Here is an 18337-nt window from a genome sequence, read left to right as displayed (position 1 = left end):
CGAACTACCTCAGGTCGCCGCGAGCGGCCTCGTAGGCTGCACCGATCCGGTAGAGCCGCTCGTCTGCGAACGCGGGAGCCATGATCTGCAATCCCACGGGCAGACCGTCCTCGGACGCAAGACCCGAGGGCACCGACATCGCGCAGTGACCTGCGAGGTTCGTCGGCAGCGTGCACAGGTCGTTGAGATACATCGCCATCGGGTCGTCCACCTTGTCCCCCAACGGAAATGCCGTCGTCGGAGTCGTCGGTGACACCAGCACGTCGACCTTCTCGTATGCGGCATCGAAATCGCGTGCAATCAGCGTACGAACCTTCAGCGCCGAACCGTAGTAGGCGTCGTAGTACCCGGCCGAGAGGGCGTACGTCCCGATCATGATGCGACGCTTGACTTCCGGGCCGAACCCCTGCGCACGCGTGATCGCCATGACCTGCTCGGCGCTGTGACTGCCATCGTCACCGGCGCGCAAGCCGTACCGCATCCCGTCGAACCGAGCCAGGTTGGACGACACCTCGGACGGCAGAATCAGGTAGTACGCGGCCAACGCATGCACGAAATTGGGGCACGAGACCTGCACGACCTCGGCACCGAGTTCGGTGAGTGTGGCCACCGCGGCATCGAAAGACGAGATCACCCCGGGCTGATACTGGTCGGAGTGCAATTCCTCGACCACTCCGACACGAACGCCGGACAGGTCTGCCCGTGCTCCTTCTCGTGCTGCCGCGACAACTGGTCGAACTGCTGCGTCCACCGATGTGGAGTCTCGCGGGTCGTATCCGGCGATGACCTCGTGCAGCAACGCGGTGTCGAGCACCGTGCGACCACAGGGACCGCCCTGATCGAGTGAGGACGCGCAGGCGATCAGCCCGTACCGCGAGACGCTGCCGTACGTCGGCTTGGTGCCCACGGTTCCGGTCAGCGCCGCGGGCTGACGAATCGATCCACCGGTGTCGGTGCCGATGGCGATCGGTGCCTGGTACGACGCGAGGGCCGCAGCGCTGCCACCGCCGGAACCACCGGGAATGCGCGTGGTGTCCCACGGATTCTTGGTCGGTCCGTACGCCGAGTTCTCGGTGGAAGAACCCATCGCGAACTCGTCCATGTTGGTCTTGCCCAACACCGGAATGCCCGCTGCACGCAACTTGGTGGTCAGTGTGGCGTCGTAGGGCGACATCCATCCGTCGAGAATCTTCGAGCCGGCGGTCGTCGGCATGTCGGTGGTGGTGAACACGTCCTTGAGCGCCAACGGGACGCCTGCCAGAGCCGACGCGGGGGCATGGCCGGCGGCCAAGCCTGCATCGACATCCGACGCCGCAGCGAGAGCCTCGGCACCCGCGACGTGCAGGAATGCATGGAGGTCACCATCGACCTCGGAGATGCGGTCCAGGTGCGCCTGGGTCACCTCGACGGCGCTGAGCTCACGGGCGTGGATACGGGCGGCGAGCTCGGAGGCATCGAGCCTGGTCACGTCGGTCATTCGCTCTCTCCCAGGATCTGCGGCACCGCGAAACGGCCCTCCTCCGCGTTGGGCGCTTCGGACAGCGACTGCTCCGGAGTGAGTCCGGGAACGATCACGTCGGGACGCGTCACATTGACGATGGCACTGGGGTTGGCTGTCGGCGGAACATCGTCCGTCGCCACCTCCGCCACGGCTTTGACGTGGTGGAGAATCGAATCCAGCTGGCCGGCGAACTCGTCGAGTTCGGCGTCGCTGAGAGCCAAGCGCGACAGCCGGGCGAGGTGAGCGACCTCGTCGCGGGAGATGTCAGGCACCGCGTAGACCCCTTTCACACAGTTCGAGTGGGGCCGGCAGACGCGACCCCGTTTTTCGTGCAGACCGAACGGGTCCGCAAACGCAGTCCAGCCTAGTGCGAAACGTTACGCAGCCTTCACGCACGCCTCTCGGGTGCTTCGGTGTCAGAATTGTCACTGCCCGCGTTGCGCGTCGATCCGCACAGGTCGAAGATGCAAGGATTGCTCGCGCCGGGGTGCACTGTGTTCCCTTTCCACTCGTGGGTCACAACCGATGACATCGAGTGGCCGAAGTAGCCAGAATCCGAAAGGGAGCGTGACATGTCCTACCTGCTCCGTGTTCAACTGCCGGATAGGCCGGGCAGCCTCGGGTCCTTGGCCGTCGCGCTCGGTTCCGTAGGAGCGGACATTCTCTCCCTCGACGTGATCGAACGCGGCGACGGATACGCGGTCGACGATCTGGTCGTCGATGTCGCACCGGGATCGCTACCCGATACGCTCATCACCGCCGCCGAGCACCTCGACGACGTACGGGTCGATTCGATTCGGCCGTACACCGGCGTCCTCGACACGCACCGAGAACTGGAACTGATAGATCGCGTCGCGGCCGCGTCCGACGACCGATTGCAGGTACTCGTCGACGGTGCCCCTCGCGTCCTACGGGTGGGGTGGAGCACAGTGATCGCCACCAATGCTCACGGCCCGTTCCGCCTGGTCGGCAGCCCCGGAGCGCCCGAGACCCATGCCACCGAGCTGCCGTGGTTCCCGCTCACCGCCCCGGCGGCCCTGGACTCCGAGGCCGAGTGGGTTCCGCAGGTGTGGCGCGATATGGACACCAGGATCGCGGCCGCTCCCCTTGGCAATACCGGCACTGTCCTCATGCTCGGGCGTCCCGGTGGCCCGGAGTTTCGGCCCTCCGAGGTGGCCCGCCTCGGATATCTCGCAGGCATCGTGGCCACCGTTCTGAACTGACCCGCGCCCGAACAGATCGCGCGCCGGAACTCCGAGCCTGTCAGTCCTCGGGTTCAGAGGTCGAGTCCGCGGGACCCACGGCCCCTGGGCCCTCCGTCAGCAGCAGCGTGAATCCTGCTTCGTCCAGCACCGGGACCCCCAGCTCGATCGCCTTGTCGTGCTTGGAACCCGGTGACTCTCCGACGACGACGAATGCCGTCTTCTTCGACACCGACCCCGCGGCCTTGCCACCTCGCAGCAGGATCGCTTCCTTGGCCTCGTCGCGTGAGTAGGTCGCCAGGGACCCGGTCACCACGATCGAGAGTCCCTCGAGGTTGCGCTCGATCGACGCATCGCGCTCGTCCTCCATGCGCACGCCGGCGGCCCGCCATTTGTCGACGATGGTTCGATGCCACTCGACGTCGAACCATTCCGACACAGCGGCCGCAATGGTGCCGCCCACCCCGTCGACCGCCGACAACTCCTCCACCGACGCGGCCTCGATGCGTTCGAGACTGCCGAATTCTCCGGCTAGCGCGCGCGCTGCCGACGGGCCGACATGCCGGATGGAAAGGCTGACCAGCACGCGCCACAGTGGCTGGTTCTTCGCGACAGCCAGATTGTCGAGCAACTTTCGTCCCGTGGCGGACAGCGTTCCGGATTTGGTGCGGAAGATCGCCGTCTTCATCAGATCGGCGTCGGTCAACGAGAACAAGTCGCCCTCGTCCTCGATGGCTCCGGTGGCCAACAAGTCGGTGGCGGCCTCGTATCCGAGGCCTTCGATGTCGAATCGCTGCCGCTCGGCGACGAAGAACACACGCTCGCGCCGCTGGGCCGGACAGAACTGTGAATTGGGGCAGCGCAGGTCGGCGTCGCCCTCCTTCGCCGGAGCCAGCGGGGTCGAGCATTCCGGGCATTCGGAGGGCATGACGAACTCGGTCTCCGTACCGGTCCTGGCGTCGACCACCGGCCCGAGAACCTCTGGAATGACCTCACCCGCTTTGCGAATGGTCACCGTGTCGCCGATCAACACACCTTTGCGTTTGACCTCGGAGGCGTTGTGCAACGTCGCCAACGAGACCGTGGAGCCGGCCACCAGGACAGGCGTCATGTACGCGAACGGAGTGACTCTGCCCGTCCTCCCGACGCTGACACGAATATCGAGCAGCGTGGTGGTGACTTCCTCGGGTGGATACTTGTACGCAATTGCCCACCGCGGGGCCCGCGACGTCGTTCCCAGCCGCCGATGCAGCGACATGTCGTCGATCTTGACCACGAGGCCGTCGATCTCGTGTTCGACGTCGTGCCGGTGCTGGTCCCAGTAGACGACCTTCTCGACGACCGCCTCTATGCCACGCACCCGAGTTGTGTGAGTCGAGATCGGCAGCCCCCAGGCGCGGAGCGCCTCGTACGCGTGCCACTGCGATTCGGGGGTGAAGCCCACCATGCGCCCGAGTCCGTGGCAGATCATGCCGAGGCGACGCCTGGAGGTGACGGCGGGATTCTTCTGTCGCAGCGAACCCGCAGCCGAGTTTCTCGGGTTGGCGAACGGGGGTTTCCCTTCTTCTACGAGAGCGGCGTTGAGGGCTCGAAAATCGTCGAGGCGGAAGAAGACCTCACCGCGCACCTCGAGTAGTTCCGGCACGGGGTACTGCTCGGTTCCGGTGAGGGTGTCCGGGATGTCGTCGATGGTGCGCGCGTTGAGTGTCACGTCCTCCCCGGTGCGCCCGTCGCCGCGGGTGGCACCGCGTACCAGCGCGCCGTTCTCGTACACCAGGTTCAAGGCGACGCCGTCGATCTTGACCTCGCACAGATACTCGAGTTCGGGCCCTGCCTCGGTCTCGACTCGCTTGGCCCAGGCACGAAGCTCGTCGTGATCGAACACGTTGTCCAAGCTGAGCATTCGTTCCAGATGGTCCACGGCAGTGAATTCCGTCGCGAAGCCACCTCCGACCAGTTGGGTCGGGGAATCCGCGGTGCGCAGTTCCGGGTGTGCTTCCTCCAGTTCGGTCAGCTCACGCAACAGCGCGTCGAATTCGCCGTCGGACACGATCGGCGCGTCGCGCACGTAGTACCGGAACTGGTGACCGCGTACTTCCTCGGCCAAGGTCTGCCATCGCTCGCGATCGGCGGACGACGCTGCGTCGAGTTCGACACCGGCATCCACAGCGGTGTCCTCGGCTCCTACAGGCAGTTCGGTCGACTCAGGCACGTCTGGAAGATTAACGGAACCCACCGACACCACTCGGGGACGGACACGACACGGCCGTTCTATCGGCCCATCAGTCCCAGCAGCAAGGTGGCGGAGATCAGGGCAACCGCACAGACACCCGCGGTCAGAGCGAACCCGGTGACGAAGGAATCGGCATAGATGCCGCCGAGCACGGACGCCATCACCGAGAGCAGCACTCCTGCGGGCAGTCCACGTCTCTGAGCATCCGATAGCCGGTACATCCGTCGATCATCTCAGAGCACTCGACGAGCGACGTCGGCGCACCGAGGGTCGGTGCGTGCGGACGGTCAGATCTCGTCGACGATCAGGCGATTGCCACCGGATTGCTTCGACCGGTACATCGCTGTGTCCGCGGTGCGCACCGCGCGTCCCACCACCGAGGTCCCGACGTCCCACAACGCGGAGTCCTCGCGCAGCAGTGCCATTCCGACACTGACGGTGACGGGAATGTCGTCTCGTTGATCGCACAGGGCCTGCACCATCTCCAAGCCGAGGTCGACCATTCGCCGCGCATCGCCGACCAAGGCCACCAGAAACTCCTCGCCGCCGGTTCGGGCAAGCGCTCCGCCCTCCTGTCGAACGAGACGCCGCAACCGATCGGCCACTCGAATGATCACCTCGTCGCCGCGACTGTGGCCGAAGTTGTCGTTGACAGCTTTGAACTTGTCGATGTCGACGACGACGAACGCCATCGACTTGCCTTCCTTACGCGCATGCCGCCACAGATCGAGCAGTTCGCTGTCGATACCGCGCCGATTGAACACCCCGGTCAACGGGTCGAGGACCGACCGTTTGGCGTCGTTGGACAGAGTCGTCCATGCCACCTGGGCGAACACCGGCACACCCACCGTCGCCAGAAGCAGGACCACGGTCGCCGTCACCACCGACGGCGCGTCTATGTATCCCACGTCTCCGTCCAACACCGACACGAGCACCCGAATGCCGAAACCGATGATGAACGTCGCTGTCCACACCAGATGGGCCACCAGCAGACGCGGGCTCAGGAAATACGTACAGAACGCGCCGGTGACGGCGAACAACACGGTTCCGATCAGTGACGCGATGGGCTCGTACAGCACCAGTACCGAGGTCGTCAGAATGTCGCCGAACGCCAGAAATCCGATGAAGAATTTCTTGCCCGGAATCGGACCGAGAACGCATCGTGCGGCAACGAGTGCTTGGGTGAACAGCACGAAGACCACCCAGCCGACTTCGAAGGTACCGCTGGGACCGAGGTCGCTGGACAGCATCAGAATCGACGTGAGGGCGTACATCAACACGGCCGTGCCGAACACGACCCGGATGATCCCGGTCAGTGGGCGGGTGGACCGGTGGTTGATTATCCAGTCGAAATCGTGTGGTGCGTGATACCAGTCGGACGTCGATGCCGCGAGTTTCGCCACGACGCCTCGACGGTGTCGGCCTGTACGCCGGAGGGAGGCAACCTCATCGAAGTCGCGACCACCTGATGCCATTTTCCGAACTCCCACTGATTCAACTGACCCCCAACGGCCTTGTGAATAGTGTCACATCCGCTCGCAGGTCCGAACACAAAGGGCATAGGCGATGCTGAATCCGCAGGACGGCCGTCGATCGCAGACGTGCCCTCACAACGAATCAGGTGCATCGGCGAATGCGTCGGCGATATCTCGCGCGAGTCCCACCGCGCTGCGCGCCCATTCCGGTGTACTGCCCGCGAGCCCACACACGGGCGTCACCGAGATCTGTGCGGCGAGAACGGAGCGATCGAAGCCGAGACGGTCGATCAACGTCACACCGGGCTGCGCGAGTTCGCGCCAATGAGGTGTCGGGACGGGAGCTTCCGATGGAATCAACCCCAGCATCAGGGTCTTTCCCCCTTGCAGCAGTTCACCGATTCCGTCGAAATCAGTGCGGCGCAGCGCAGTCGCGTCCACGGAGACGGCCGCGACCCTCGATCGGCGCAACAGATCCACGGGAGCACCTCCGTCGCAGCAGTGCACCGCAACGGGCAGATCGATCGTCTCGATCACGAGATCGAGTAGCTCGAGCACGTCGGGTTCGGGGACCGCGCGCACCGAGTCGAGTCCGGTGATGCCGGACAAGCTGCCCGCCAGAACCGCTGCGAGACTGGGTTCGTCGAGTTGAACGACAACCTCGGCTCCCAGCCGACGCGTCACCTCCGCGCAATGCAGGCGCACTCCTTCGCCGAGAGATTCTGCGATATGCCGCAGCGCCCCTCGATCGGTCAGAGCCCGATGCCCGTGCCGAAGTTCGACCTGGGCTGCCATCGTGAACGGACCGGCGGCCTGGACCTTGATGGTGCGTCCGCTGCCGCGAAGCCCCGACACCTCCCAGATTTCCTCGAGCACATCGAGGTCCTCGGTCAGAAAATCTGTCGCCCGGCGACCGGCGAGCATCGGACGTGGGACGACGCGATAGCCGGAGGTCCGTACGTCGAGTTCGAAGTCGACCATGATGGCCCCGGTGCGCCCGATCATGTCCGCACCCAGGCCGCGGGCCGGCAGTTCTACGAGGTGTGCAAGATCGGTGAACTCGCCGACGACGATCGCTGCGGCCTCCGCGATATCGGTGCCCGGCCACGAGCCGATTCCGGTCGCGAGACCCGCGAAATCTCTCGAGCTCACTCGCGCTCGGATCGAGTACCCGAGATGGTCGAGCTACCGATGACGATGTCTCCGTGAATGTCCTTGCGGTACAGCACCGCTGCCTGCCCCTTGGCGACACCGGTCAGCGGAGCCCGAAGCTGGATGTCCATTCCCTCGCCCACCGCCTCGGCGACGGCCTCGCTCAGCCCACCGTGCGCGCGTACCTGAACGACACACTCGACAGGCCCGGTCGGGGCGGTTCCCTCGGTCCAGATCGCGCGATCGCCGCTGATCGCCCAGACATCGAGCTTCTGTGCTGACCCGACCATGACGGTACCGCTGTCGGGTTCGATGGAGGTCACGTAGCGCGGACGGCCGTCCGCCGCAGGCCCCTCGACACCGAGCCCCTTGCGTTGTCCGATGGTGAAACCGTGCACTCCGTCGTGGTCGGCCAGTTCGGCCCCGGTATCGGAGTCGACGACCTTGCCCGGTCGCACCCCGATGTGAGCACCGAGGAAAGCGCGTGTGTCCCCGGAGGGAATGAAGCAGATATCGTGACTGTCCGGCTTGTCGGCCACCGCCAACCCACGCTCGGCAGCCTCGAACCGGATCTCGGACTTCGGCGTATCGCCGATGGGAAACATCGCGCGGGAGAGCTGCGCCTTGTTCAGCACGGCCAACACGTAGGACTGGTCCTTGTCCGCGTCCACCGCTCGGCGCAGCACACCGTCGTGCAACTGAGCGTAGTGGCCGGTGGCCACGGCGTCGAAGCCCAGAGCGAGAGCACGGTCTGCCAACGCCGAGAACTTGATCTTCTCGTTGCAACGCAAACAGGGATTCGGCGTCTCCCCCGCTGCGTAGGACGCGACGAAGTCGTCGATCACGTCTTCTTTGAAACGATCGGCGAAATCCCAGACGTAGAAAGGAATACCGAGCACATCGGCGGCCCGCCGAGCGTCACCGGCGTCCTCTTTGGAGCAGCAACCGCGCGAACCGGTGCGCAGTGCACCGGGAGCAGTGGACAGCGCGAGGTGCACGCCGACGACATCGTGGCCCTCGTCCACCGCTCGGGCTGCGGCCACAGCCGAATCGACGCCCCCGCTCATAGCAGCCAGAACACGCATCAGCGATTTCCTCCTCGAGCTCCGACGCCGGCCAATCCGGCCGCGCGAGCACGTTCGACGACCTGCGGCAGGGCCGCAAGCACAGTGGTGACGTCCGAATCGGACGAGCCGGCTCCCAAAGAGAACCGCAGCGATCCACGGGCAACGCCGGGATCGCAGCCGAGAGCGATCAGTACATGGCTGGCACTGGCGACACCGGCAGTGCATGCCGACCCCGTCGAACACTCGATGCCCGCCGCGTCGAGCAGCATCAGCAGCGAATCGCCCTCGCAGCCAGGGAAAGTGAAGTGTACGTTGCCCGCCAGCCGATCGTCACCTTCCGGCCCGTTGAGAATGGCGTCGGGAACGCAATCCCTGACCCCGGCGATCAATCGATCGCGCAGTGCACTCAGCTCGGTGTGGTGCTCGGAGGCGTTCTCGACGGTGAACCGCAGCGCAGCCGCCATCGCGACGACGCCTGCCGTGTCCGGAGTTCCCGAGCGCACGTCCCGCTCGTGTCCGCCGCCGTGAAACAACGGAACGCACGGAACCTGTCGACCCAGCAACAGAGCGCCGACGCCTTGCGGACCACCGAACTTGTGGGCAGCGATACTCAACGCGGACAGGCCGCTGGCCGCGAAATCCACGGGCAGATGCGCAACGGCCTGGATCGCGTCACTGTGCATCGGGACGCCGTACTCGGCTGCGATGGCTGCCAGTTCGGCGATCGGCATCACCGTGCCGATCTCGTTGTTGGCCCACATGACGGTGACCAGCGCAGTCTCGTCCGCATGCAGTGCAAGTTCTGCACGCAGCACCTCCGGTCTCACCCGACCGTCGGTGTCGACCGGAAGCCAGGTGACACTGGCACCCTCGTGCGCGACGAGCCATTCGACGGCATCGAGCACCGCATGATGTTCCACGGAGCTGGCAATGATCCGGGTCAGGGCCGCGTCGGCATCTCTACGAGCCGCGAAGATGCCCTTGACGGCGAGGTTGTCACTTTCGGTGCCGCCCGAGGTGAAGATCACCTCGGACGGACGAGCACCGAGATCTTCGGCAATCGATTCGCGGGATTCCTCCACCCGACGCCGTGCGGAGCGGCCGGAGGTGTGCAGCGAGGATGCATTTCCGACGGTGGCGAACACAGAGGTCATCGCCTCGATCGCGCACGGCAACATCGGAGTTGTCGCCGCGTGATCGAGGTACACCGGTGGGGTGGAAGCAGTCGCACTGCGCACAGAAGGCATAACAGGCTAGACGATACCCGGTGCTGTGAGTGCGGACCTACCTGCGCGAGGTGGGTCCGCGCTCACAGCATGCGTTGCCTCCTTCAGGCCGCCGATACCGTCGGCGGCACCGGGCGTCGTCGGTCTTCGGCCATGACCTCGTGCAGCGCGTGGTCGTGGACGTGGTCGCGTCGAATGGCCACCTCACAGCGTCGGGCGAGGTCACGCCGATCGCTGCCTGGCGCTTCCGGTGCCGTGAACTCCACCTCGGCCCGCATTCCACGCAGACGGAAGATTCGGCCGATGGAGGCACCGATCGTCTCGTCGCCGACGAAGCAGGTGGCCGCGGTCTGCTCCCCGGTTCGATCGAGGTAGCGCAGCCGAATGGGCTGTACCCAGGTCTCCGAATCGATGGCCGCCTGCATCAATGCCGGGCGCAACGAACCGTAGGCCCGCCCGCACCAGGTGGTGGCCTCGGGGAAGGCGACGACAGATCCACCCGCCCGGACGCGATCGGCCACCTGCTCGACGACACCGGGAAGCTCACGCAGGCGGGCTCGATCGATCGGAAGTACTTTCATCGCTCGTGCCAGTCGACCGAGTACCGGCCAGTCGACGAGGTCGGCCCGCGCGACGAAGGTCGAGGGTTGCACCGCAGTGAGCACCACGACGTCGGTCCAGGAGATGTGGCCGGCAACATGCAGCGCACCTCCTGCGGTACGCGATCGTTCCCGCTCCGACCGTGCGTCGAGCACCGTCAGGTCGATTCCGATGGCGAACAGCAGCGTTCTGGCCCCGATCCGGGTCAGCGTCCGACGCACACGAGGGAAGGGCACGCCGAGTGCGACCAGTACCGGCAGCAGACCGAACGCCGCCAATGCCAGGAGAACGCGCAGCACGAGCACGATCCGTCCCACCGTCGGTGGGTTCTTCGGCAGACAGCCTTCACCGCACGGAGACGACGGCATCCACGCGTGAGTGTGCGCCATCGATTCGGTCACCGGGCACCCGACTCGAAGGTCGCTGCGGCCGCGCGCAAGCGGTCGAGATATCGAGTGTTCGCCTCGTGCAGCCCGAGCAGCGCGACGAAATCGGCGACACCAAATTCCGGATCATGTGCGGGCTCACCGCAGATGGACGCCCCGAGTCGCAGGTAACCGTTCAGCAGCGGAGGCATGGAGGTCTTCTTCGCTGGTGCGATATCGCGGAGTTCGACCCCGTCGACGACGACCGGAACGTACGGTCGGACCCGTCGGTCGGGTGTCGTTGCATGCCTGTCCAACAAGCGGTCTCGGACACCGCGGACGTTGGCCCCGAGGGGTTCGTCCGGTGCCGATCTCATCGGAACCGACACACATCCCATCACCCACTCGTACCCCGTCACGTCGAGGTAGTGCAGAATTCCCGCCCACATCAGACCGAGAACGGACCCGGAACGGTGCTCGGGATGGACTGCGGCTCTACCCATTTCGACGATGTTCATGCCGACGGGATCGAGTGCGGAGATATCGAACTCGGTTGCGGTGTAGTAGCCACCCGCGGCCACGGCGGCCGGCGGCGGCAACATGCGGTAGCAGCCGACGAACGTCTCGGTCCACAGGTCACGGACGAGAAGGTGATCGCAGAATTCGTCGAATCGATCTGCGTCGACGCCATCGGCATCGGTGGGAACAGTGAATCCCGGTTCGGAAGCGAACACGTCGTAGCGCAGACGCTGCGCCGCGAGTCGGTGTTCCGGATCGGTGGACAACACGAGCGAGTAGCGGTCGGTGGCCGGGACGATCGAGGTGGTCGAGCTCATGACGGAAGTGGTCATGAGGTGTGTCTAACGAGCGCGGACATCTACCGGGCATCGCCGGGGGAACGTGTCGGAAGAGTTTTCGTGAACAAGGTTGCACTGCGAGTATGAATTTGCAGTGGGCCACGCAGACGGGCCCCCACCGCACACACGCGGTGAGGGCCCGTCAGGAAGCGTGGATACGGACTATCCCTTGTGCTTCTTCACTGCTTCGGTCAGCTGCGGTGCGACGTTGAACAGGTCGCCGACGATGCCGTAGTCGGCGATCTCGAAGATGGGGGCTTCCTCGTCCTTGTTCACTGCGACGATCGTCTTCGAGGTCTGCATGCCCGCACGGTGCTGGATGGCACCGGAAATTCCCAGTGCGACGTACAGCTGCGGCGAGACGGTCTTACCCGTCTGACCCACCTGGAACTGGCCCGGGTAGTAGCCGGAGTCCACCGCGGCGCGCGAGGCACCGACTGCGGCACCGAGAGAGTCGGCGAGCTCTTCGACGACCGAGAACTTGTCGGCGCTGCCGACACCGCGACCACCGGAGACGACGACCGTTGCCTCGGTGAGTTCCGGACGGTCGCCACCGACGATCGGGTCGCGCGAGGTGATCTTGACGGTGCCGTCTTCCTGAGCCGGGACCTCGACGGTTTCGCGGGTGCCCGCTCCGGCCTTGGGCTCGGCCTCGACTGCTCCGGGGCGGACCGAGATGACCGGTACGTCACCGTTGGCCTTCGCCTCGACGGTGAACGCGCCGCCGAAGATGGAGTAGACGGCGCTACCGTCACCATTGAGCGCGACGACGTCGTTGTGGTAGCCCGAGCCCAGTCGCGCTGCCAGACGGCCCGCAACTTCTTTGCCTTCGATCGTGGCTGCCGTGATGATCGCCGCGGGCGAGACCGACTCGGCCAGCGTCGATAGCACGTCGACCTTCGGGGTGACGAGAAATCCGTCGACATCGTCGGATTCGGCGGCGTAGATCTTCTCGGCGCCGGCCTCGGTCAGTGCGTCGGCGACCTTGTCGGTGGTGCCGACCGGGCCGGTGACGACTGCCGACGGCTCACCCAGGGCGCGAGCAGCGGTGATCAGCTCGGTGCTGACCTTCTTCAGTGTTCCCTCGACGTGCTCCACGAGCACGAGTACTTCTGCCATGACTTGCTCCTCGTTGGTCTTCGATAGCTCGGTGGGGCGGGATCAGATGATCTTCTGGCCGACCAGGTAGGCGGCAATCTTGTCGCCGCCGTCGCCCTCGTCGGTGAGCCGCTCGCCGGCAGTCTTGGGAGGCTTCGGGGTGGACGAGGTGACAGTGGTTCCGGCGTTGTCGACTCCGACGATGCCGTCCTCGACACCGATCTCGGCCAGCGTGATGGTCTGCACCGTCTTCTTCTTGGCGGCCATGATTCCCTTGAAGGACGGGAAGCGAGGCTCGTTGATCTTCTCGGTGACGCTGACGATGGCGGGCAGTGCGGCTTCGAGGCCGAAGATGCCTTCGTCGGTCTCCCGCTCGCCGGTGACCTTGCCGTCTGCCACCGCGAGCTTGCGCAGTTGGGTCAGCGCAGGGATCTGCAGGTATTCGGCGATGATGGCGGGAACAGCACCGGTGCGACCGTCGGTGGCCTCGTTGCCGGCGATGATGAGATCGGCCGGCTCGTCGTTCTCGAATGCGACGTTGCCCAGCGCGGCAGCCAGGGCGTATCCGGTCTGGATCGCGTCGGAGCCGTGCAGGCTCGGGTCGTTGAGGTGCACTGCGCTGTCCGCACCCATGGACAGGGCCTTGCGGATGGCATCGGTGGCGCGATCGGGGCCTGCGGACAGAACCTTGACCTCACCTCCCTGAGCTTCCTTGATGAGCAGTGCTTCTTCGACGGCCCGCTCGTTGATCTCGTCGAGGACGGCGTCGGCAGCCTCGCGATCGAGGGTGTAGTCACCATCGGTGAGCTTGCGCTCGGACCACGTGTCTGGAACCTGCTTGATCAAAACAACGATGTTCGTCATGGGTCTGCGTCGACCTCCTGGTCATGTTCTGCTGATCGTGAGTGTTCTAAGGGTTCGTGCCTCAATACGGTCTCGGACGAGGTTACCTCACCGTAGTTACTGATGGGTAACTTGCCCTCGCGTCCGTCCGACCATACATCTGCACCCCGAGAGTTATGGAGACCACGGTGGCCTACATCTTCTGTGCCTCCACTAGCCTTTCGTCGGTGAACGATTCATCGGCTCGGCCACCGGTACCGGAAACACTCCCCCTGACCGGCGAGAGAACAGTGCCCGGCATCGCCGAGGAGAACTACTGGTTCCGTCGCCACGAGGTGGTCTACCGAGCTCTGGTCGAGCGCTGCCGCGACCGCACGGTGCTCGAGGCCGGATCGGGAGAAGGCTACGGGGCCAACATGATCGCCGACGTCGCCGCACATGTGATCGGCCTCGACTACGACGCGTCGGCCGCCGCGCACGTGCACGCCCGGTACCCCAGGGTGACGATGCTGCGCGGCAACCTCGACCGCCTCCCTTTCGTCGATTCCTCGGTCGACGTCGTCGTCAACTTCCAGGTGATCGAGCATCTGTGGGACCAGGGCGCGTTTCTGGCCGAAGTCCACCGGATTCTGCGGCCCGGCGGGACACTGTTGATCAGCACGCCCAATCGCATCACCTTCTCGCCCGGTCGCGATACGCCGCTCAACCCGTTCCATACCCGCGAACTCGACGCCGGTGAACTCACCGAGATTCTCGTCGACGCGAGGCTCGAGGTCGACGAACTCACCGGCGTCCGGCACGGTGCCACCCTCGCCGCTCTCGACGACAAGCACGGCGGGTCGTTCATCGACGCTCAGATCGAACGGGCATTGGCCGGTGAGCCGTGGCCTGCCGAGCTCGCCGACGACGTCGCGGCGATCACGATCGAGGACTTCGAGATCACCGCCGACAGCATCGACGCCAGCCTCGACCTGGTCGCCGTCGCCCGCAAGAGCGCGAGCGCGGTGATCGGGTGACATCCGGTACCACCGTGCCGGGCATGTTCACGCTGGTGCTGCACTCGCACCTGCCGTGGTTGGCCAACCACGGGCGGTGGCCGGTCGGCGAGGAGTGGTTGTACCAGTCCTGGGCCGACTCCTACCTCCCGCTCGTCGCGACACTGGAGCGACTGGCCGACGACGGCTACACCGATGTCCTGTCCCTGGGCGTCACTCCGGTTCTGGCCGCCCAACTCGACGATCCGCACTGCCTGTCGGGTATGCATCACTGGCTCGGGAACTGGCAGCTACGCGCGCACGAGGCAGCCGATCGCAGCCTGTCCGTTCGCGAACACCGACGCTCCGCCGCGGCCATCGAGCGGTTCGAGTCACGGTGGCGACACGGCGGATCCGCGGCACTTCGGGCGCTGCTCGATGCCGGGACGGTCGAGCTGTTGGGCGGGCCACTGGCGCACCCGTTCGCGCCGCTGCTCGATCCCCGATTGCGCGAATTCTCGCTTCGAGAAGGTCTACTGGATGCCCAGGCGCGATGGGGCACAGCACCGTCGGGCATCTGGGCACCGGAGTGTGCCTTCACTCCCGGCATGGAAACCGAATACGCGTCGGCGGGGGTCTCGCACTTCATGGTCGACGGCCCAGCGCTGCGCGGTGACACCTCCCTCGGCAGGCCGGTGTGGAATTCGGATGTGCTCGCGTTCGGTCGCGATCTTCCGGTCAGCTATCGGGTGTGGTCACCGAAGTCGGGGTATCCGGGCCACGGCGCCTACCGGGACTTCCACACCTACGATCACGACACCGGCCTCAAACCCTCCCGCGTCACCGGCCGCACCGTCGCCTCGAACGACAAAGCCCCCTACGATCCCGCGCGCGCCTCCGCGACGGTCGACCGCCATGTCGCAGATTTCGTCGACGTCGTTCGTCGCAGGCTCGTCTCGGAATCCGAGCGAATAGGACGCGATGCGCTCGTGGTCGCGGCGTTCGACACCGAGCTGTTCGGACACTGGTGGCACGAGGGCCCGCAGTGGCTCGACAAGCTCATGCGGGCACTTCCCGCCGCCGGTATCACCGTCGGAACGCTGAACGATGCCCGCACGCGAGGCTATGTCGGAACCCCGATCGAGCTGGCGGACTCGTCCTGGGGATCAGGCAAGGACTGGCGGGTGTGGGCAGGCGAGGACGTCGCCGACCTGGTGGCGTTGAACTCCGAGGTCACTCGCACCGCCCTCGACGCGGTCGAGCGCGCCCGCCGCGGGCACCGACGCAGCGATGGCCCGGAACTGCGCAATCGGGTCAACGATCAGATACTGCGTGAGACACTGATGGCCGTGGCCAGCGACTGGGCGTTCATGGTCAGCAAGGACTCCGCGGCCGGCTACGCGCGGGAGCGCGCGCACGTTCACGCGCACGCGCTGCGTGAGATCGCGGGTGCAGCCGCACACGGGGCGGGTGCACGGGCAAGCGAGCTGGCAACGCAGTGGAACCGTGCGGACGGCCTGTTTCCCGCGTTGGACGCGCGCCGACTGCGCGGTCCGGGCAACGGTAGCGAGCGAGGAAATGCAGGGGGGCCATGAAGATTCTGATGGTGTCGTGGGAGTACCCACCCGTCGTGGTCGGCGGCCTCGGTCGCCACGTTCACCATCTGGCCACCGAGCTGGTCCGCTGCGGACACGAGGTCGTCGTGCTCTCACGCCGCCCCACCGGCACGGACGCAGCCAGTCACCCGACGTCCCACGAGATCGCCGACGGGGTACTCGTGGTCGCCGTCGCGGAGGACCCGGCGCACTTCGTCTTCGGTGAGGACATGCTCGCCTGGACCCTCGCGATGGGCCATGCCATGGTGCGGGCCGGGGTCGCGCTGAGCAAGCCGGGCCTGGGTGAGGGCTGGCAGCCCGATGTGGTCCACGCTCACGACTGGCTGGTCGCGCACCCCGCCATCGCGCTCGCCGAGTTCTTCGACGTACCTCTGGTCTCGACCATCCACGCCACCGAGGCCGGACGCCACAGTGGTTGGATTTCCGGTCCGGTCAATCGCCAGGTGCACTCGATCGAGTGGTGGCTGGCCAATGATTCCGACGCGGTCATCACCTGTTCGGCCTCGATGAAGGACGAGGTCACCACCCTGTTCCAGATCTCCGATTCGGCGGTCTCGGTGATTCGTAACGGAATCGACGGATCCGCGTGGAGCTTTCGCCTGCGCGAGCCTCGATCGGAGCCTGCGAAGTTGCTCTACGTCGGCCGACTCGAGTACGAGAAGGGGATCCAGGACGCCATAGCGGCACTACCGCGTATCCGACGGAGTCACCCGGGCACCACCTTGCACATCGCCGGCGAGGGCACCCAGTACGCCTGGTTGGCGGGATTGGCCCGCACCCATCGAGTGGCCCGGGCGGTCTCGTTCCTCGGCAATCTGAACCACACCGAACTCCTCGGCTGGCTGCACGGTGCCGACGCCATCGTTCTTCCCAGCCGGTACGAGCCCTTCGGCATCATCGCGCTCGAGGCGGCAGCAGCCGGCACTCCGCTGGTCGCCTCCACCGCAGGCGGTTTGGGAGAAGCGATCGTCGACGGGGTCACCGGCCTGTCCTTCGAGCCTGCCGATGTCGCCGGCCTGGCGGCGGCGGTGCGGCGAGTCCTCGACAATGCCGACGCTGCGCAGGAGCGGGCCGTTGCAGCTCGGCAACGCCTCACCGTGGACTTCGACTGGAGACACGTCGCCGAATCGACGGTGCAGGTCTATCTCGGGGCCAAACGTAAGGTTCGGCATCCGCTGGCGCGTCCGCACATCGCCGAACGCGCTCTGCCCGGGCGTACCTGATACGCCCGGAACTCCCTCGACCGCTCAGCTCTCCCGCGCGGCCTCGGCCTGACCCAGTGCCTTCTTGCGGGCGATGTCCTCGAGCGCGGCGATGTATTTCGCGCGGTCGGCGGCACCGGCCTCCCAGGCGTCCTTCCGGTTGCGGACGACCTTGGCCGGGGCACCGACGGCGATGCTGTAATCGGGGATCTCACCCTTGACCACCGCATGCGCACCGAGCACACAGCCACGCCCGATCCGAGTCTCGCGCAGGATGGTCACCTTGGCAGCAATCCAGGTGTCCGGCCCTATCCGCACCGGCCCTTTCACGATTCCCTGATCCTTGATGGGCATGTTCACATCGTCCATCCGATGATCGAAATCGCAGATGTAGCACCAGTCGGCAACCAGAGTCGACGCGCCGATCTCGATATCGAGATAGGTGTTGACCACGTTGTCCTTGCCGAAGACGACCTTGTCTCCGATCCGCAGCGAACCCTCGTGACAGCGAATGGCGTTGCCGTCACCGATGTGGACCCAGCGGCCGATCTCGAGGCGCGAGAGTTCGGGGGTGGAGTGAATCTCGACGTTCTTGCCGAGAAACACCATCCCTTTGAGGATCACGTGCGGATTGGCCAACTTGAACTTGGCCAGCCGGTAGTACCGCACCAGATACCAGGGCGTGTATGCCTTGTTCGCGAGCACCCACTCGAGGGAAGCACGCGTGAGAAACCGCGCCTGCTCGGTATCGCGGCGTCTCGACCCGCGCCACCGGGTCCGCAGCGGTGCGTTCCACATACTCGTCATGGACGTTCACCCTAGTTTCCCGTTCGCCCGCTCTCTGCCGGCGCCCACCGGGGAGCTAGGGTTGCCTGTCGACTCTCGTCGACACAGACGAACAGGACGCCCCGGCACCGCGTCGGGCA

At 65.5% G+C, this 18337-nt stretch carries 17 protein-coding genes; 4 read left to right on the top strand and 13 right to left on the bottom strand.

Going from position 1 to position 18337, the window contains the following annotated elements:
• Positions 1-4: 4 nt before the first annotated feature.
• Together gatA and gatC are read right to left on the bottom strand one after the other, a co-directional pair.
• Positions 5-1477, bottom strand: a complete 1473-nt coding sequence (gene gatA, locus J1M87_RS13750) for an Asp-tRNA(Asn)/Glu-tRNA(Gln) amidotransferase subunit GatA (RefSeq protein WP_206490009.1) — start codon at positions 1475-1477, stop codon at positions 5-7.
• A complete protein-coding gene (gatC, locus tag J1M87_RS13745) occupies positions 1474-1773 on the bottom strand; it encodes an Asp-tRNA(Asn)/Glu-tRNA(Gln) amidotransferase subunit GatC (RefSeq protein WP_206490008.1) in 300 nt (99 codons plus the stop codon). Before gatC ends, gatA begins: the two co-directional genes overlap by 4 nt.
• 300 nt (positions 1774-2073) lie before the next feature.
• On the opposite strand from gatC, the gene J1M87_RS13740 reads away from it, so the two are divergent.
• On the top strand, positions 2074-2724 hold the full coding sequence (locus J1M87_RS13740) for an amino acid-binding protein (RefSeq protein WP_206490007.1): 651 nt from the start codon (positions 2074-2076) through the stop codon (positions 2722-2724).
• Positions 2725-2764: 40 nt separating this feature from the next.
• Here the strand turns inward: J1M87_RS13740 and ligA are convergent, their stop codons facing one another.
• The 10 genes from ligA to J1M87_RS13690 all read right to left on the bottom strand — a co-directional run bounded on the left by ligA (position 2765) and on the right by J1M87_RS13690 (position 13640).
• A complete protein-coding gene (gene ligA, locus J1M87_RS13735) occupies positions 2765-4870 on the bottom strand; it encodes an NAD-dependent DNA ligase LigA (RefSeq protein ID WP_206490025.1) in 2106 nt (701 codons plus the stop codon).
• Between the two features lie 104 nt (positions 4871-4974).
• The gene (locus J1M87_RS13730; RefSeq protein ID WP_206490006.1) at positions 4975-5157 is read right to left on the bottom strand and encodes a hypothetical protein; all 183 of its coding nucleotides are present in this window, start codon (positions 5155-5157) and stop codon (positions 4975-4977) included.
• A 66-nt stretch (positions 5158-5223) separates the two neighbouring features.
• Positions 5224-6339, bottom strand: a complete 1116-nt coding sequence (locus tag J1M87_RS13725) for a GGDEF domain-containing protein (RefSeq protein WP_206490005.1) — start codon at positions 6337-6339, stop codon at positions 5224-5226.
• Positions 6340-6543: 204 nt separating this feature from the next.
• Entirely contained in the window at positions 6544-7563 is a 1020-nt protein-coding gene (locus J1M87_RS13720; protein WP_206490004.1) for a methionine synthase, read from the bottom strand.
• Positions 7560-8648 carry a tRNA 2-thiouridine(34) synthase MnmA gene (gene mnmA / locus J1M87_RS13715; RefSeq protein ID WP_206490003.1) on the bottom strand — a complete coding sequence of 363 codons (1089 nt, stop codon included), beginning with the start codon at positions 8646-8648 and terminating at the stop codon, positions 7560-7562. Before mnmA ends, J1M87_RS13720 begins: the two co-directional genes overlap by 4 nt.
• The gene (locus J1M87_RS13710; protein ID WP_206490002.1) at positions 8648-9877 is read right to left on the bottom strand and encodes a cysteine desulfurase family protein; all 1230 of its coding nucleotides are present in this window, start codon (positions 9875-9877) and stop codon (positions 8648-8650) included. Before J1M87_RS13710 ends, mnmA begins: the two co-directional genes overlap by 1 nt.
• Before the next feature lie 83 nt (positions 9878-9960).
• Positions 9961-10857, bottom strand: a complete 897-nt coding sequence (locus J1M87_RS13705) for a lysophospholipid acyltransferase family protein (RefSeq protein ID WP_307830810.1) — start codon at positions 10855-10857, stop codon at positions 9961-9963.
• Positions 10854-11672, bottom strand: a complete 819-nt coding sequence (locus tag J1M87_RS13700) for a GNAT family N-acetyltransferase (protein WP_206490001.1) — start codon at positions 11670-11672, stop codon at positions 10854-10856. The genes J1M87_RS13705 and J1M87_RS13700 overlap by 4 nt, the downstream gene beginning before the upstream one ends.
• Before the next feature lie 168 nt (positions 11673-11840).
• On the bottom strand, positions 11841-12797 hold the full coding sequence (locus J1M87_RS13695) for an electron transfer flavoprotein subunit alpha/FixB family protein (RefSeq protein ID WP_206490000.1): 957 nt from the start codon (positions 12795-12797) through the stop codon (positions 11841-11843).
• A 42-nt stretch (positions 12798-12839) separates the two neighbouring features.
• Complete coding sequence (locus tag J1M87_RS13690; RefSeq protein ID WP_206489999.1) at positions 12840-13640, bottom strand: electron transfer flavoprotein subunit beta/FixA family protein; 801 nt, start codon at positions 13638-13640, stop codon at positions 12840-12842.
• A gap of 155 nt (positions 13641-13795) precedes the next feature.
• On the opposite strand from J1M87_RS13690, the gene J1M87_RS13685 reads away from it, so the two are divergent.
• Genes J1M87_RS13685 through J1M87_RS13675 form a run of 3 tightly spaced genes read left to right on the top strand, consistent with a single transcriptional unit; the run spans position 13796 to position 17432 of the window.
• Positions 13796-14635, top strand: coding sequence for a bifunctional 2-polyprenyl-6-hydroxyphenol methylase/3-demethylubiquinol 3-O-methyltransferase UbiG (locus J1M87_RS13685; RefSeq protein ID WP_206489998.1), 840 nt, complete (start codon positions 13796-13798; stop codon positions 14633-14635).
• Positions 14636-14658: 23 nt separating this feature from the next.
• Positions 14659-16188 (top strand): glycoside hydrolase family 57 protein, encoded by a 1530-nt coding sequence (locus J1M87_RS13680; protein ID WP_206490023.1) that lies wholly within the window; start codon positions 14659-14661, stop codon positions 16186-16188.
• Positions 16185-17432, top strand: a complete 1248-nt coding sequence (locus J1M87_RS13675; RefSeq protein WP_206489997.1) for a glycosyltransferase family 4 protein — start codon at positions 16185-16187, stop codon at positions 17430-17432. The genes J1M87_RS13680 and J1M87_RS13675 overlap by 4 nt, the downstream gene beginning before the upstream one ends.
• A 24-nt stretch (positions 17433-17456) precedes the next feature.
• On the opposite strand, the gene J1M87_RS13670 is transcribed toward J1M87_RS13675, so the two are convergent.
• Positions 17457-18218 (bottom strand): acyltransferase, encoded by a 762-nt coding sequence (locus tag J1M87_RS13670; protein WP_206489996.1) that lies wholly within the window; start codon positions 18216-18218, stop codon positions 17457-17459.
• Positions 18219-18337: the final 119 nt, after the last annotated feature.

The organism is Rhodococcus sp. KRD162 (assembly GCF_017168335.1).
Classification (GTDB): Bacteria; Actinomycetota; Actinomycetes; order Mycobacteriales; family Mycobacteriaceae; genus Rhodococcoides.
Note: the sequence above shows the minus strand (reverse complement) of the source record. Positions and strands in the feature narration are given on the sequence as shown.

Excerpts from the sequence above, each read along its gene's own strand:
- gatA (WP_206490009.1), bottom strand. The coding sequence starts at position 1,477 with ATGACCGACGTGACCAGGCTCGATGCCTCCGAGCTCGCCGCCCGTATC.
- J1M87_RS13740 (WP_206490007.1), top strand. The coding sequence starts at position 2,074 with ATGTCCTACCTGCTCCGTGTTCAACTGCCGGATAGGCCGGGCAGCCTC.
- J1M87_RS13730 (WP_206490006.1), bottom strand. The coding sequence starts at position 5,157 with ATGTACCGGCTATCGGATGCTCAGAGACGTGGACTGCCCGCAGGAGTG.
- mnmA (WP_206490003.1), bottom strand. The coding sequence starts at position 8,648 with ATGCGTGTTCTGGCTGCTATGAGCGGGGGCGTCGATTCGGCTGTGGCC.
- J1M87_RS13710 (WP_206490002.1), bottom strand. The coding sequence starts at position 9,877 with ATGCCTTCTGTGCGCAGTGCGACTGCTTCCACCCCACCGGTGTACCTC.
- J1M87_RS13700 (WP_206490001.1), bottom strand. The coding sequence starts at position 11,672 with ATGACCACTTCCGTCATGAGCTCGACCACCTCGATCGTCCCGGCCACC.
- J1M87_RS13695 (WP_206490000.1), bottom strand. The coding sequence starts at position 12,797 with ATGGCAGAAGTACTCGTGCTCGTGGAGCACGTCGAGGGAACACTGAAG.
- J1M87_RS13690 (WP_206489999.1), bottom strand. The coding sequence starts at position 13,640 with ATGACGAACATCGTTGTTTTGATCAAGCAGGTTCCAGACACGTGGTCC.
- J1M87_RS13685 (WP_206489998.1), top strand. The coding sequence starts at position 13,796 with ATGGAGACCACGGTGGCCTACATCTTCTGTGCCTCCACTAGCCTTTCG.
- J1M87_RS13680 (WP_206490023.1), top strand. The coding sequence starts at position 14,659 with ATGTTCACGCTGGTGCTGCACTCGCACCTGCCGTGGTTGGCCAACCAC.
- J1M87_RS13675 (WP_206489997.1), top strand. The coding sequence starts at position 16,185 with ATGAAGATTCTGATGGTGTCGTGGGAGTACCCACCCGTCGTGGTCGGC.
- J1M87_RS13670 (WP_206489996.1), bottom strand. The coding sequence starts at position 18,218 with ATGACGAGTATGTGGAACGCACCGCTGCGGACCCGGTGGCGCGGGTCG.